At 63.4% G+C, this 13,629-nt stretch carries 10 protein-coding genes; 6 read left to right on the top strand and 4 right to left on the bottom strand.

The features are described from left to right. The first annotated feature begins 52 nt into the window (after positions 1-52). The 4 genes from tolR (at position 53) to PSN43_RS00020 (ending at position 5,593) form a co-directional block, all read left to right on the top strand. Positions 53-469, top strand: a complete 417-nt coding sequence (tolR, locus tag PSN43_RS00005; RefSeq protein WP_272698658.1) for a protein TolR — start codon at positions 53-55, stop codon at positions 467-469. 18 nt (positions 470-487) lie between these two features. Beyond that, positions 488-1,954: a hypothetical protein gene (locus tag PSN43_RS00010; RefSeq protein WP_272698659.1), complete on the top strand. Its 1,467-nt coding sequence runs from the start codon at positions 488-490 to the stop codon at positions 1,952-1,954. Between the two features lie 89 nt (positions 1,955-2,043). Beyond that, on the top strand, positions 2,044-4,911 hold the full coding sequence (locus PSN43_RS00015; RefSeq protein WP_272698660.1) for a PAS domain-containing sensor histidine kinase: 2,868 nt from the start codon (positions 2,044-2,046) through the stop codon (positions 4,909-4,911). 1 nt (position 4,912) lies between these two features. Continuing rightward, positions 4,913-5,593: a response regulator gene (locus PSN43_RS00020; protein WP_272698661.1), complete on the top strand. Its 681-nt coding sequence runs from the start codon at positions 4,913-4,915 to the stop codon at positions 5,591-5,593. A 79-nt stretch (positions 5,594-5,672) separates the two neighbouring features. On the opposite strand, the gene PSN43_RS00025 is transcribed toward PSN43_RS00020, so the two are convergent. Together PSN43_RS00025 and PSN43_RS00030 are read right to left on the bottom strand one after the other, a co-directional pair. Continuing rightward, the gene (locus PSN43_RS00025; RefSeq protein ID WP_272698662.1) at positions 5,673-6,041 is read right to left on the bottom strand and encodes an Hsp20/alpha crystallin family protein; all 369 of its coding nucleotides are present in this window, start codon (positions 6,039-6,041) and stop codon (positions 5,673-5,675) included. Between the two features lie 13 nt (positions 6,042-6,054). Further along, positions 6,055-6,468, bottom strand: coding sequence for an Hsp20/alpha crystallin family protein (locus PSN43_RS00030; protein ID WP_272698663.1), 414 nt, complete (start codon positions 6,466-6,468; stop codon positions 6,055-6,057). A 183-nt stretch (positions 6,469-6,651) separates the two neighbouring features. On the opposite strand from PSN43_RS00030, the gene PSN43_RS00035 reads away from it, so the two are divergent. Further along, positions 6,652-7,782 carry an efflux RND transporter periplasmic adaptor subunit gene (locus PSN43_RS00035; protein ID WP_272698664.1) on the top strand — a complete coding sequence of 377 codons (1,131 nt, stop codon included), beginning with the start codon at positions 6,652-6,654 and terminating at the stop codon, positions 7,780-7,782. Next, positions 7,782-11,039, top strand: coding sequence for an efflux RND transporter permease subunit (locus PSN43_RS00040; RefSeq protein WP_272698665.1), 3,258 nt, complete (start codon positions 7,782-7,784; stop codon positions 11,037-11,039). Before PSN43_RS00035 ends, PSN43_RS00040 begins: the two co-directional genes overlap by 1 nt. A 193-nt stretch (positions 11,040-11,232) precedes the next feature. On the opposite strand, the gene PSN43_RS00045 is transcribed toward PSN43_RS00040, so the two are convergent. Both PSN43_RS00045 and PSN43_RS00050 read right to left on the bottom strand, forming a co-directional pair. Continuing rightward, positions 11,233-12,630, bottom strand: coding sequence for a peptidase U32 family protein (locus PSN43_RS00045; RefSeq protein WP_272698666.1), 1,398 nt, complete (start codon positions 12,628-12,630; stop codon positions 11,233-11,235). Between the two features lie 95 nt (positions 12,631-12,725). Next, positions 12,726-13,586, bottom strand: a complete 861-nt coding sequence (locus tag PSN43_RS00050; RefSeq protein WP_272698667.1) for a PHP domain-containing protein — start codon at positions 13,584-13,586, stop codon at positions 12,726-12,728. Positions 13,587-13,629 lie beyond the last annotated feature (43 nt).

Consider the following 13,629-nt stretch of genomic DNA (forward strand, 5'->3'; position numbering starts at 1 on the left):
CGAACGCGAAATCGCCTGGGCCGACAAGCCCGAGCGCCAGTAGGAGTCGGTCATGGCGATCAAGACCGGCGGCGGGTTCCTCAACGAGATCAACGTCACGCCCTTCGTGGACGTGATGCTGGTGCTGCTGATTATCTTCATGGTCACGGCCCCGCTCATGACCCAGGGGGTCGAGGTGGACCTGCCCGCCACCCGGACGGTCCGCAACCTGCCGCAGGATTCCGAGCATCTGGTCCTGACCGTGAAAAAGGACGGCAACATCTTTCTGGACGAGTACAAGGTGGGGCTGGACGAGCTTGAGGAGCATCTCAAGCGGCTGGTGGCCACCCAGAAGAAGCAGCTTTTCCTGCGCGCGGACCGGGAAGTACCTTACGGCACGGTCGTCCAGGTCATGGGCGAGATCAAGGCGGCGGGCATCGACAAGCTCGGCATCGTGGCCGAAGAGCCCAAGCCGGACAAGAAAAAATAGGGAACGGGACGAAACGACATGCAACGGACGCTGAGCTGGGCACTCTCCATCCTTTTCCATGCCGTGGTGGCGGTCGGACTGCTTCATTCCGTGGACCTGCCCCCCCTGCCGCAGATTGAACTCATGGAGGTGGAGCTGACCGACGTCCGGGAGCCGGAGCCGATCATCCCCATGCCCGCGCCCGCTCCCGCTCCAGAGCCGCCCGCCGCCCAGCCGCCCCCGGACGAGCTTCCGGCAGCCGCGCCCCTGCCCATGGACAAGACCGTGGTCCTGGACGACGCGCCGCCCGAACAGGCTCCAGCACCCGAACCCGAGACCGCCCCGGAGCCGGAACCGGAGACCGAAGTGGTGGAAATCAGCCCGACCAAGACCCTGCCCCCCGAAAAGCCGGCCGAGGACGGACTGCCCGAAAAAATCTACGTCCGCAAGGACGCCACCGTGCACAGGGGGGCCGAAGCCCGCTTCGGCCGGGCCTTGATGGGCGACTACTTTTCCTACTCCTCGCAGGAGTTCTCCGGCCAGTTCCGAACCAAGGACGACCGGGTCATCTCCATCATCGACGCCCGCAACACCAAGTATGGGCGATTCCTGATCTACGACTCCAAAAACAAGACCCTGCGCCGACTGAAGCAGGCGTTCGGCAAATACGTCTACACCATCGGGCCCTCCGTCGACGCCGACGAACCCGTGACCGGCTCGGTCACCTTCCTGGCCAAGAACGACCGCATCGAACGGTTCATCCTGGTCACGGACGAGGACCGCATCGCGCATTATCCGGTCAAGGTGCATGTGCGCGAGGAAGAACTTTCCTTCGACGGCCCGGCCGGACCGCTGGCGGCCCGTCTCTCCCGCCCGCCCTACGACGGGAATCATGCGGGCGTGGTGGTCGTCCACGGGCCGGAATGCGCCGATCCGGGCATGGTCCAGGCGTTCACCCGGACCCTGTCCATGCACGACCTGGCCGCCCTGACCTTCAGCCCGCGGGGATGCGCGGCCGAGCCGCCCGCCCCGGCAGGGTCCGGCGCACTGGCCGAAGACGCCGCGGCCGCCTACGGATTTCTCAAGGCCCACTCATCCATCGGCGCGGACAAGGCCGGGATATGGGGAGCCGGGCCGGGCGTGCCCGCCGCGCTCAGCGCCGCGATGCTGGCGAAGCCGGGTTTCCTGGTCTGTATGCTCACCGACGGGCTTGCTCCCGGCGACCTGCCGGACCCCAAGGCCCTTGCCCGCCTCGACCTGCCCGTGCTCTGGCTCGTCACCGGCCGCAAGACGGCCGAATGGCGGCCCCTCATCAAAACTCTCGAAGCCCTGCGCGACAAGGAAAAGCTCGCCTTCACCATCGTCGTGGCCCCGGCCAAGACGAGCCGGGAAGTTCTCGAAGCCGAGGGAGGGCAATCCTCCTGGGTTGAACAGGTGGCCGACGATCACGCCTCCCTGGCCGCGTCCTGGATAAGTAGCATCGGTCCGCCTCCGGCGGCGCAATAACCGGCCGCGCCTTCCATTCGGTTTGCGAATACGTTAAGATATATTCAGCGTTGAGGCCATGCCCGCCACACTCAGCAACCGGACGCCCAGTGAAGACCGACCGCGAACCTATACCTCGCCCCGACACGGAAACCCGCGAACGGTTGCTCGACTTCACTCCCGGCATGTTCCGCCGCCTGGTGGAAGCCTCCGGCATGGCGGTCTCGGTCCACGACAAGAACCTCTTTCCCGTATGGGGCAACAAAGCCTACGCCCGGCTCTGGGGCTACTCCATCGAGGAAATCCTGGACAACCGCCTGGACCAGAAACACATCCTTCCCGCTGAGACCCTGGACCTCTATTGGAACGTGGTCCTGCCCACGGTCAGGCAAGGCAAACGGTGGGAAGGCGAATACGTCATCCGCTCCAAGGACGGGACTCTGCGTTCGGTCAAGGGATGGTTCGATCCCGTCACCGACGATTCCGGAGAAATCACCCACGTCATCTCCATCAAACAGGACCTGTCCGACCTTATCCGCATCCGCGAGGCCCTCGGCACGGCACAGAAGAGCCTGAAATTCATATCCGAAAGCACCAGCGACATCTTTTTCCGTCTTAACCTGCACACCGGCCTATACGATTACCTCAGCCCTTCCGTAGTGCGGTTTTCCGGCTATTCCGTGCAGGAATATCAGGACAATCCGCTGCTCCTCTGGCACATCGTCCACCCGGACTGGCGCGACTATCTGGACGAGGTCATGGAGGAACTGCTCGAAGGCAGGGTCCGCGCCGAATACGTGTTTCAATTCATTCACAAATCAGGCGAAGTCCGCTGGGCCAGCCAGCGGCACATCCTGCTTCGGGACAAACACGGCCATCCCGTGGCCGTGGAAGGCATCGCCACGGACATCACCGCGCGCAAACGCGCCGAGGAGCGTCTGCGCGCCAGCGAGGAAAAATACCGTTTCCTGGCCGAGAACACCGCCGACGCCATCTGGACCATGGACGACGACTACCGCATGATCTACGCCACGCCGTCCATCAAAGACATCAGCGGCTATACCCCGGAGGAAGTGCAGGGACGCCAGATCAGGGAACTGGTCGCCGAGGATTCGATCTCCAGGCTGGAAGAGGCGCTGGCCCGGCGCAAGGACGCCGAAAACGAGGGAAACTTCACCATGGTCAGCAGCCTTGAGCTGGAGCACCTCCATAAAAACGGCCAGACCTTCTGGGCCGAGACCGTGATAAAACGGCTGCTCGACGACTCGGGCCGCCCCATCGGATTCCAGGGCGTGTCCAGGGACGTCACCATCCGCCGGGAAGCCGGGGCCGCCGTGGAGGCCAGCGAAGCCCGCTTCCGCACCCTGTTCGAGGACTCCCCCATTTCCCTCTGGGAAGAGGACCTGACCCGGCTCAAGTTCTACCTGGACGAACTCAAGGAGCAAGGCGTCACCGACTTCCGGAGTTACTTCTACGAAAATCCCGAATCGTTGGCCAAGTGCGCCTCCCTGGTCACAGTGGTGGACGTGAACAAGGCCACCCTGCCCCTGCTCGGCGCGCACTCCAAAGAGGAGCTGTTGGGCAACCTGGATAAGGTCCTGACCGACAGTTCCATGGCCGCTTTCACCGAAGAAATCATCATGCTCACCGAAGGCGGCCGGGAATACTGCGGCGAGAGCACCAACCGCACCCTGGACGGGGACACCATCTGGGTCATGGTCCACTTCTACGTCCCGGACGAATACCAGGACACCCTCTCCCGCGTCATCGTCTCGCTGCTGGACGTGACCCCGAGACGACGGGCCGAAGAGGCCCTCATGGACTCGGAGGAACGCTACCGCGTGCTGGCCGAGAACTCGCAGGAAGGGGTCATCGTCATGCAGAACGGTTCGGTCCGCTACGTCAACAGGTCCATGAGACGCATTACCGGCTACACGGCCGACGAACTCGAAAAGCTGAATTTCGCGGACATGGTCCATCCCGACGACCGGAACGAAAACACCCCGAGGCTCGCCCGGATGGGAATGGGCAAGGACAAGACCCCGCTGGGCTTCTTCCGCATAGTGACCAAGAACGGCGGGACCAAATGGATCAACATGAACGTCAAGCCCATCATGTGGGGCGGGCGCGAAGCGTTGATGTTCATCCTTACCGACATCACCCGCTACAAAGCCCTGGAATCGGAACTGCTCATCGCCCACGCCCAGATGGAAAACCGGGTCCGCAAACGCACGGCGGAGCTGTCCAAGGCTAACGTCCGTCTCAAGGCCGTGGCCGAGGAGCGCGGCCAGGCCCAGGAACGCATCCAGGCGCTCACCCAGCAGCTCATCCGCGTGCAGGAAGACGAACGCCAGCGCATCGCCCGCGACCTGCACGACAACGTGGCCCAGGACCTGTCCTCGATCATGCTCAAGATGGAGACCCTGTTCGACGGCCATCCCGGTGCCGATCCGGAACTGACCGGACGGGGCCGGGCCGTGACGGAAGTCCTGCGCCACACCATCGCATCGGTCCGGGAAATCGCCTACGGCCTGCGTCCCCCGGCGCTGGACCAGCTCGGTTTGGTCCAGGCCCTGGATAATTTATGCCATGAGGCGGGAAGCCGATATGGGTTCGACGTTGACTTTTTTGCCACAGGAATCGAGAATATTTCCTTGGACTTCGACGTGGAAATCAATCTCTACCGAATGGTCCAGGAAGCCGTCAGAAACATCTGCCGCCATGCCCGGGCGACCCGGGCAGTGATCCGGCTGGTCAAGAGCCACCCGGACATCCTCATCCGCATCGAGGACAATGGCCGGGGATTCTTAATGAGGGAAAGCCTGGCCAAGGCCGACGCGGAAAAACGCATGGGCCTTCGAAGCATGGAGGAGAGAGCCCGCCTTATCGGCGGCTCCATGGAGATCCAGACCCTGACCGGAACCGGCACGCGCATCCTCTTCAAGGTTCCGATCGAAAGCGCGAGGAGACACGGTTAGCATGGGAACAAATATCATGGACATCATGATCGTCGACGACCACCCCCTCTTCCGGGAGGGGCTCAAAACCATCATCAGCAGAGACCAGCATTTCGCGGTCTGCGCCGAAGCGGGCTCCGGCGGCGAGGGCATAGCCCTGGCGCGGACCAACAGGCCCGACATCGTCCTGGTGGACATCTCCATGCCCGACAAGAGCGGCATCCAGATGATCCGCGAGCTCAAGGACGAACTGCCCCAGACCCGATTCGTCATCATTTCCATGCATTCCGAGGCCGACTACATCATCGAGGCCTTCCGTGCCGGCGCCACCGCTTACATCATCAAGGAATCCGCAGCGGGGCAGCTCATCAAGGGCCTCCATACCGTTGCCAAGGGGAACATCTTCCTGGATGGGGCCCTGTCTCAGGAGGTGGTCTTCAAACTGCTCCAGACCAAGGACGACGCCGACGACGGACAGAACGACCCTTATTCCACACTAACCCCCCGCGAACAGGAAGTCATGCGTATGCTCGCCGAGGGGCTCACCGCCAAGGGCATGGCCGAGCAACTGTTCATCAGCCCCAAGACCGTGGAGAACCACCGCACCAACCTCATGAAAAAGCTCGGGCTCAAGAACTCGGTGGAGCTGGTCCGGTACGCCGCCCGGCTGGGACTCATCAACATCGAGACCTGGGCCATCTGACGTCTCCCCCCTGTAAACGCGAAGGCCCCCGGCGACCGAAGTCGCCGGGGGCCTTTTATTAGGGGAATGGCTGATGGAATTACTGCGCTTCGATGGTGATCCGTTTGGGTTGGACCTTCTCCAGCTTGGGCAGGAAGAGTTCCAGGACCCCGTTCTCCACGGAAGCCTTGATGCGTTCCCGGTCCACGATGTCGGAGATGGACACGGAGCGAACATACTCGCACTCGCCGAACTGCATCTCCACGAACTTCTCGCCGACCGCCTGGCACTGGCTCGAACGGCCCGTTACGGTCAGCTCGTCCTCTTCCAGGTCGATGGACATGTCTTCCTTGCTCACGCCGGGCATATCCATGAATATATGGAAGCCGTCCTCGCGCTCCAGGATGTCCGTGGCCGGACGGAAGCGGGTCAGCTCCTTGCGTTCCTCTTTCTTCACGACTTCACTCATGACACCCTCCTTGTTAGGCGACGTCGATGCTGATGGTGCGCGGCTTGACCTCTTCGGACTTGGGCAGGGTCACGGTCAGGACACCGTCCTTCATGGCGGCGGTCACTCTTTCCCTGTCCACCGGCACGCCAATGTTGATAACTCTGTGGAAAACACCACTCGGACGCTCCTGCCTATAGAATTTGCCTTCCGGAGCGGTCCGCTCTCCCTTGATGACCAGCGTCTTGTCGGTGAGGGTCAGTTCCACATCGTCAATGGTCACTCCGGGCACTTCGGCGCGGACGTAAATGTTCTCGTCGTCGTTGCTCAAATTGAGCGGGGGGTAGGCCAGACGTCGGTCGTCGCCCATGGGGGATCGCAAGAACTCTTCAAAAACACGATCCAACCTGGACGGGAAATTATACAGCGTATTGAAATCGATAACCATGAACGGCACCTCCTTTTCTTTGTACGCGAACTAAATAGGCACGTTTCCATGGCCGTCAAGCCTGCCTGTGGAAAAAAATTTATTCCACCCCCCGTTTTTCTCTTTTAGCACCTTCCGAGACGCCCTCGCCCGCGGCATTTTGGCCGTGGCGGGGACGGGGGATTGTGTGGTATGGACCCGGTCATGAGAACAATAATCCTGAACATATCATCATTCCTCGTTGTCTTGGGGCTCCTGGCGGCCTGCGGCCAGGAAACGCCCGTGGCCGTGAAAAAAGGCGCGGGGTACGAACCCGCGGCAACGGCCGTGGCGGAACGGGCGGTGCTGCCCAGGCTGTTCGACGCCGTGGGCACGGTGCAGGCCAAGACGGACATCCGCGTGGAGGCCCAGGTCACGGGAAGGGTGCTCGAAGTGCTTGTCCGGCCCGGCGACCGGGTGAACAAGGGCGACAAACTGCTGGTGCTGGACAGCCGCGCCTCGGAAACCCGGCTGGACCGTTCCCGGCAGGCGGTTTCCTCCGCCAGGAGCATGGCCGCCCAGGCGCGTGACGCCCTGGCTTCCGCCAGGGCCGCGCACACCAAGGCTGAATCAACCTACCGGCGCATGAATCAGCTCTTCGAACAGAAAGTGGTCACGGCCGAGGAAGTGGAAAAGGCCGAAGCCGCCTACCTCCAGGCCAAAGCCGCCCTGAATCAGGCCGAACAGGGCGTGGCAGCCGCCGAAGCGCGCGCCCGCGAAGCGGACAAAGTGGTCCAGGAGGCCGAAATTTCCCTGGGATACACGACCATCACCGCCCAGGAGCCGGGAGAGGTGGCCAAACGCCTGGTGGAGCCGGGCGACCTGGCTTTCCCCAACAAGGAACTGCTCACCCTGCACACCGGGGGCTCCATGCACCTTGAGGCCATGGTCCGCGAAGCGCTCATCGGCCGCATCAAACTCGGCGACAACATGTCCGTGGTCATCACGGCGCTCAACGACAAGGAGCCGCTGACCGGAGTGGTCCAGGAGATCGAGCCCCTGGCCGACCCCGTGACCCGCTCCTTCCTGGTCAAGGTCCGGCTGCCGGACCGGCCCGGCCTGTACCCCGGCATGTTCGGCAGACTGCTGGTGCCCCTGGGCGACCGGGAAACCGTGCTGGTTCCCTCGGCGGCGGTCCGCCGAGTGGGCCAGCTCGAAACGGTCATGGTCAAATCCGGCGACGCGTGGCAGCCGGTCTACGTGCGCACCGGCGAGACCTTCGGCGGCAAGACCGAAATCCTGTCCGGCCTGTCCGGCGGCGAAACCTTGGGCCTGTCCCGGGAGGGTAGCCGCTGATGCAGCCCGATCAATCCAGGGTCCGGGGATTTCTGCCGTCCTTCGTCCGCTATTTCCTGACCTCGCAGATGTCCGTCATCCTCGCGCTGGCCTCGCTGCTCGTGGGCGCGGCGGCCATCATGGTCACACCGCGCGAGGAAGAGCCCCAAATCGTGGTGCCCATGGCCGACGTTCTCGTCCAGGTGCCAGGAGCGTCCGCCGAGGAGGTGGAAAAGCTCGTGACCACCCCTCTGGAACGGCTGCTCTGGCAGATCGACGGGGTGGAATACGTCTATTCGACGTCGAGCAAGGACCAGACCGCCGTCACCGTGCGCTTCCATGTGGGCGAAGACCGCGAGGACTCGCTCATCAAGCTCCACAACACCATTCTCAAGAACCAGGACATGGCTCCCTCCATCGTGGCGGGCTGGGTGGTCAAGCCGGTGGAGATCGACGACGTTCCCATCGTCACCCTGACCCTGCACGCCGAACACGGCTTCGAGGACCGCTATTCCGACTTCGACCTGCGGCGCATGGCCGAGGAACTTTTCCACCGGCTGGCCGAGGTCGAGGACGTTTCGCGCGTGACCCTGCATTCGGGCCGTTCCCGTGAGGTCCGCGTGGAGCTGCATCCCGACCGCATGGCCGGATTCCACGTCTCGCCCCAGGAAATATACCAGGCCCTCAAGGGCGCGGACAGTTCCCTTTCCGCAGGCCATTTCGTCTCCGGAGACGGCGACACCCAACTGGTCAGCCAGTCCTTTCTCCTGTCCGCCGAAGACGCGGCCTCCCTGGTGGTGGGCGTGTTCGACCACAGGCCGGTCTACCTGCGCGACGTGGCCGACGTGATCGACGGCCCGGCCGAACCGGCCAGCTATTCGCGCATCGGCTTTTCAGACCTGTACATGGCCGAGCTCGGCCGCGGCCCCGAACAGGCATCCCGGCCCGCCGTGACCCTCGGCCTGTCCAAAAAGAAAGGCGTCAACGCCGTGGGCGTGGCCGACGCGGTCATCGAACGCGCCCGCCAGCTCGAACGGGACGTCCTGCCCGAAGGCGTGACCATGACCGTGACCCGTGACTACGGAGCCACCGCCCACGGCAAGGTCAACGACCTGCTCTCCTCGCTGCTTTTCGCCATCGTCACCGTCATCGCCCTGCTGGCCTTCACCCTGGGCTGGCGCGAGGCCCTGGTGGTGGCCCTGGCCGTGCCCATGAGCTTCTCGCTGGCCTTGTTCGTGAATTATCTCTTCGGCTACACCATCAACAGGGTGACGCTCTTCGCCCTCATCCTTTCCCTCGGCCTGGTGGTGGACGATCCCATCACCAACGTGGACAACATCCAGCGGCATATCCGCATGGGATTGCGCGACCCGCTGGAGGCCACCCTGGCCGCCGTCAAGGAAGTCCTGCCTCCGGTCATCCTGTCCACCCTGGCCATCATCGTCTCCTTCGCGCCCCTCTTCTTCATCACCGGCATGATGGGGCCGTACATGGCTCCCATGGCCGCCAACGTGCCTTTGACCGTGACCTTCTCCACCCTGGCCGCGCTGACCGTGGTCCCGTGGATGGCCTACCTGCTGCTGCGCAACCGGAAATACAAGAAATCCGCATCCGGCGGAGAATCCGAAAGCAAGGCGGGCACGCGGCTGCTGCGTTGGTACGGAGCGATCATCTCCCCGTTCCTGAGCCGGGCGCGCAACCGCTGGCTACTCCTGCTCGGCATCCTGACCGGCCTCGGACTGTGCGGCGTGCTGGTGCTCATGCGGCTGGTGCCGCTCAAGATGCTGCCCTTCGACAACAAGAACGAATTCCAGATCCTTGTGGACATGCCCGAAGGAACCACCCTGGAACGGACGGACCGCACCGTACGCGATTTCGAAGCCTATCTCCGCACCGTGCCGGAAGTGACCGACTTCATCACCTATGCGGGCGAGCCTTCCCCCATGGACTTCAACGGCATGGTCCGCCACTACTACTGGCGCGAACAGCCCAACCTCGCGGACATCCGCGTCAACCTCAGGGACAAGTCCGAACGCGACATGCAGTCCCACGCCATCGGGCTGCGCCTGCGCAACGACCTGCAAGCCATCGCCGACCGGAACGGCGTGCGCATGAAACTCATCGAAGTTCCGCCCGGACCGCCGGTCATAGCCACGCTCACCGCCGAAATATACGGCCGACCCGGCATGGCCTACCAGGACATCATCGACGGCGCGCGCCATGTGGAATCAGTCATGGGCGAATTGCCCGGCCTGGTTGACCGGGACGACTCCTCCGAAACCGACCGAGTCATGTACGACTTCGTCCTGGACAAGGAAAAAGCCGCGCTGCACGGCGTTACCACCGCGGCGGTGGTCGATACCCTGCGCCTGGCCCTGTCCGGCTCCGCACCGGCCAACGTCCACCTGCCCCACGAACGCCAGTCCCTGCCCGTGCGCCTAGTCCTGCCCATGCGGCTGCGCACCGGCCCGGATTCATTGAGCGAACTGCGCATGAAGACCGCCTCCGGCGCCATGGTGCCCCTGGCGGAACTCGGCGCTTTCCGCAAGGTCCCGGCCGAACAGCCCATCTACCACAAGAACCTCAAGCGCGTGGCCTACGTCTATGCCGAAACCGCGGGCGTGCCGCCCGGCGAAGCCGTCATCGACCTCCAGTCCATGCTCAGAAAAGACCCCATTCAGCCCGGACTCACCACCCAATGGGCGGGAGAGGGCGAATGGAAGATCACCCTCGACGTCTTCCGGGACCTGGGCCTGGCCTTTGGCGCGGCGCTGGTCGGCATCTTCATCCTGCTCGTCGGGCAGACCGGCTCCTTTGTCATGCCCGCCCTGATAATGTCCGCCATCCCCCTCACCCTGCTCGGCATCCTGCCGGGATTCTGGCTGCTCAACCTCGCGGCGGGCGGAACCGTGGGCGGATTCAACGACCCGGTCTTCTTCACCGCAACATCCATGATCGGCATGATCGCCCTGGGCGGCATCGTCATCCGCAACTCACTGGTGCTCATAGAATTCATCCAGGGCGAAACCGCAAACGGCGTCCCCCTCAGGGAGGCCATCGTCCGGTCCGGCGCAGTGCGCATGAGACCCATCGTGCTCACCGCCCTGACCACCGCGCTGGGCGCATGGCCCATCACCCTGGACCCCATATTCTCGGGGCTTGCCTGGGCCTTGATCTTCGGGCTCATAGCCTCGACCCTGTTCACGCTGGTGGTCGTGCCGAGCGGCTATTACGCAATGTATGGCGGAAACAATAAGGAAGAGAAGGACAAACCGTAGACGGGGAATACCCCCGGCAGCCCATCGCCGAGACATCCCCAACCCAACCCAACTTCCCGCCCCCGCAACTCCGCGAAGCGGCGAAAAAAAGTTTTGGAGAGTCCAGAGAACCTTTTTCAAAAGGTTCTCTGGCGGGTCCAGGGCAGCGCCCTGGCCGTCGGAGACGCCCGGCCGGCGAGGCCCCTCCTCCAAGCTAGTCGATTCGGTTCATATCCCAGGGCTTGCGCAGAAACAGGCCGTTCTTGATATCCGGGTGATCGCAGATGAGGATGGCGCGTTGGCCGGGGTGAGAGACATCTATACCCTGGCCTTTTTCGTCCACAAGGCCGTAATCGTTGGCGGCGATTGCGGGGCGGAGCAGACCGGGCACGAGGATTTCAACGCCTTGCGATGCGTCCCAGCGGGCCTTGGTCTGGACGAGCCAGCGGCCGGAGGCCAGCGGAGCGAGGACGCGGGCCAGGACGGGACGTTTTTCGGTGTCGTCCGGCGGCAGGGCGATTGCGCCCCGGTTGGCCGGATCGAAGAACCCGGTGGTCAGGGGCCGGGAGGCGGCGTTGACCAACTCGTCGAGATATATTTCGGGCTGGAAACGTCCATTGGCCGCATGGGTGAGGGCGGTCTTGTAGGCGTCCACCACCTGGGCGAGGTAGGCTGAACTTTTGGTGCGGCCTTCAATCTTGAGGGAAGCGACCTTCATGCGCCGGAACCACTCGATGTAGTGGAGCAGACAAAGGTCCTCGGCGGCGAAGAACTTGGTCCAAGCGTCGGTATCCAGGGCGGCGGACAGGGCGCGGTCGGCCGGGGGCTGGGAGGCGGGGCCGTCCTTATCCGGTGAGGAGAACGCGAAATCCTCGGGCGCGTCGAAGGTGAATTCCTCGGTCAGTCCGGCGGAATATTCGCGGATTTCCCAAAGGTTTTCGCCGGGCCGGGTACGCTCCTCGAAGGAGATGGACGTGGGCCGGTACTCGTATCGGCAAGGATGAGAGCATTGCCCGAGGTTCCCGGGCCGGTCGTTGAGCAGCGCGGACATGTAGCAGCGTCCGGACACGGCCATGCACATGGCCCCGTGCATGAAGACCTCAAGCTCCATGGTGGGCATCTGCTTGCGGCAGGCGTCGAGCATCTCCGCCAGCTCGGCGGAACGCAGCTCGCGGGCCACGTTGACGCGCTTGGCCCCGTTTTCCTGCCAGAAACGCACGGCCTCCGCATTGGAGGTGTTGGCCTGGGTGGAGATGTGCACAGGAATTTCGGGAAGCTCACGCCGCAGCAGCCGGATAACGCCGGGGTCGGCGGCGATGACCGCGTCGGGCCGAAGCTCGCCGAGAAAATCGATCTGCTCGCGCAAGGCTTTCATGTGGGACTGGCGCGGGTAGACGTTGAGGGTGTAGTAGACCTTGACCCCGGCCCGATGCGCGCGCTGGATGGCCTGTTCAAGGGCCTGACGGTCGAACCCGCCCGCTCCGGCGCGCAGGTTGAGACCTTCGCCGCCCAGATAGACGGCATCCGCGCCATAGAGGATGGCGGTCTCGAGTTTTTCCATGTTGCCTGCGGGGGCGAGCAGTTCCGGTATGAACGGGCTGGTGTCTGGCATGGGCGCAAAGTACCTGATGGGGATTCGTTTCGCCAAGGGGAATGTTGAGCCGGGCCTGTTCCGATACGCGCCCGGCGGAAGGGGGAAAGGCCGCCCTAGACGGGCAGCCCCTTGGACCGGCGATATTCCTTCATTTTTTCGAGGAGATCGTAGGGAAGATTTAGATTGCCCCGGCCCACGCCGAGCTTGATATCCGGCTTGTTGGCGCCGTGGAAGTCCGAGCCGCCGCTCTTGAGCAGTCCGAGCCGGTCGGCCATTTCGCCGTACGCCTTGGTGTCGGCCTCGGAATGTTCGGAATAGTAGACCTCCATGCCGTCCAGGCCGAGATCCTTGAGACGGCGGATAACCTTCTCGGTCTCCGGGTAGTTCAGCCTCAAGGCGAACGGGTGGGCCAGAATGGAGGTGGCCCCTATATCGTTGAGGATGGAAAGCGCCCGCTCGGGAGTGAGCTTGCGCTTGGGCACGTAGGCCCTCCCGTTGTCGCCGACCCATACACGAAAGGCTTCATCCATGGACGAACACACGCCCAACGCCATCAGCTCCTGGGCGAAATGCGGACGGCCGATGGTTCCCGTGGCGCGAGCGGCCACGGCTTCATAGGTAATGTTCACGCCGAGGGTGCGCAGCTTGTCCACGATCTTGTGGTTGCGTTCGGCCCGGCCCTCGATGACCCAATCCAGCGCCTTTTGCAGTTCGTCGGCCCTTTCCGGCAGCCACAGGGCGACCACGTGAATCCAGCCCGCGCCCTCCGGCGATTCCAGGCTCAGTTCCGTGCCGGGAATGACCTCGACCCCGAACCGCCTGCCCGCCTCCATGGCCTCGGCCACGCCCTGGAAGGTATCGTGATCGGTCACGGCGATGGCGTCCAGGCCGCTGTCGGCAGCCAGCCGAATCAGTTCCGTGGGCGTCAGCGTCCCGTCCGATGCCGTGGTATGCGTATGCAGATCTATGCTCATGGCAGTGCTTTCCTGTTTGATTTCCGGTTGCGCAAATGGGAAC

It is taken from the genome of Desulfovibrio sp. Fe33 (assembly GCF_028532725.1).
GTDB lineage: Bacteria > Desulfobacterota > Desulfovibrionia > Desulfovibrionales > Desulfovibrionaceae > Pseudodesulfovibrio.

Coding starts and splice junctions, on each gene's coding strand:
- PSN43_RS00045 (WP_272698666.1), bottom strand. CDS start 12,630: ATGCCAGACACCAGCCCGTTCATACCGGAACTGCTCGCCCCCGCAGGC.
- PSN43_RS00030 (WP_272698663.1), bottom strand. CDS start 6,468: ATGGTTATCGATTTCAATACGCTGTATAATTTCCCGTCCAGGTTGGAT.
- PSN43_RS00020 (WP_272698661.1), top strand. CDS start 4,913: ATGGGAACAAATATCATGGACATCATGATCGTCGACGACCACCCCCTC.
- PSN43_RS00035 (WP_272698664.1), top strand. CDS start 6,652: ATGAGAACAATAATCCTGAACATATCATCATTCCTCGTTGTCTTGGGG.
- PSN43_RS00025 (WP_272698662.1), bottom strand. CDS start 6,041: ATGAGTGAAGTCGTGAAGAAAGAGGAACGCAAGGAGCTGACCCGCTTC.
- PSN43_RS00050 (WP_272698667.1), bottom strand. CDS start 13,586: ATGAGCATAGATCTGCATACGCATACCACGGCATCGGACGGGACGCTG.
- tolR (WP_272698658.1), top strand. CDS start 53: ATGGCGATCAAGACCGGCGGCGGGTTCCTCAACGAGATCAACGTCACG.
- PSN43_RS00010 (WP_272698659.1), top strand. CDS start 488: ATGCAACGGACGCTGAGCTGGGCACTCTCCATCCTTTTCCATGCCGTG.
- PSN43_RS00040 (WP_272698665.1), top strand. CDS start 7,782: ATGCAGCCCGATCAATCCAGGGTCCGGGGATTTCTGCCGTCCTTCGTC.